At 56.1% G+C, this 1286-nt stretch carries 2 protein-coding genes; both read left to right on the forward strand.

Annotation, left to right across the window (positions count from 1 at the left end; genetic code table 11):
* The coding region (locus QME66_13930) for an RHS repeat-associated core domain-containing protein (GenBank protein MDI6810040.1) at positions 1-716 on the forward strand (716 nt) is incomplete at its 5' end.
* Between the two features lie 6 nt (positions 717-722).
* Positions 723-986, forward strand: a complete 264-nt coding sequence (locus tag QME66_13935) for a hypothetical protein (GenBank protein ID MDI6810041.1) — start codon at positions 723-725, stop codon at positions 984-986.
* The last annotated feature ends 300 nt before the right edge of the window (positions 987-1286 follow it).

Genomic DNA, 1286 nt, shown 5'->3' on the forward strand with positions numbered 1-1286 from the left:
GACTGCTCTACTACGGCTACAGATACTACTCACCCGAGCTGGGGCGGTGGCTCTCCAGGGACCCTATCCAGGAGCGCGGAGGAAGAAATCTCTACGTCTGTGGCCGGAACAATCTTATCGTTTTCATCGACCCTCTCGGCTTGGCCTGCCAAAAGACGCACGGCGAAGGCATCAACTGGCGTGCTGAGGCCGCTGCTTACGAAGGAATCGGGGCGACCGTTTCCTTGGGTGTTTTCGGTACGGTTTACGATTGCTGTTGCGACAGCGACCTGGTTCCCGATGACGCCTACGACATCACGGTTGAAGGAAGCGTAAGCATTGGTTTGGGATGGGGCGGGCATGTTGTGGTGCCGATTGTGGGGCGCGTTGGTCTGACGATAATGGGGCCACAGTACACTAAGAGTTCGGCGCTTTCCTTCTCAAAGGAATGTGGCGATCCGAACCCGTCGCTCACGTGGACGATTATCGAAATATCGGGCGATGTTGGCGGTTCTTTCGCGATCGGCGAGTCTTTTGGAGCGTCAATCGGGTATTGGGCCAAGTACGGCATATCCTTTGATCTTGCCGTAGCCAACAGGACCGCCACTCTAACAGGTAACGTAGGTTGGAAAGGTGGCGGCGAATGGGAAGTCAACACGCCTATCGTGAACATTCATGGGGAGTTCGCGCTGTTTGGCTACCAGTGGCAACCGCCCAATCTCTCAACAAGCTGGTAACTGCCCATGTGGTTCGTCCATCTCACAGTTGCTGTCTTTCTTGTCCTCATCGGATACGCGATGACGTGCTTTGCCAGGATAGGCGTTAGAATACGGGCAAACCGTCAGAAAGTAGATTTTACCCGTGCATATGAAATCCCCTTCAAGCTCCTCTGGCCGGAAGATTCTGTAGTAAGACAGTTACTCGTGAAAGGCGCACTGGCTGCCGGCCTTGCTTTTATGGCGCTCGGTTCCCTCCTCATCCTTTTTTTCGCGCATCGTCCGCAGTGAAGTTCCGCTCCGCGGCTGAGTCGAGTAGGCGGAGGGGCTTGCGCCCCCCCTCCGCCTCTCGCAGAACCGGACTTATGGGCCACACATCCGGCTCTTCAGAACGTTATCCCAAGGCGAGCAGCCATTGCCGCCCATCCGAGGCCGGTCTCCGGCGGTCAGCCCTTCCGGCTCCTTGGACTTGGCTATTTTCTTGGGCCATCGGGGTCGTATCTTTGGGCCATCGGGGTCGTATCTTCACATTTCACAATTCGGCATCTCCGTGTTCCCGCAAATCTTCATGGTAGACGCGTAGCATGGCCA

The organism is Candidatus Eisenbacteria bacterium, from assembly GCA_030017955.1.
Classification (GTDB): Bacteria; Eisenbacteria; RBG-16-71-46; order JASEGR01; family JASEGR01; genus JASEGR01.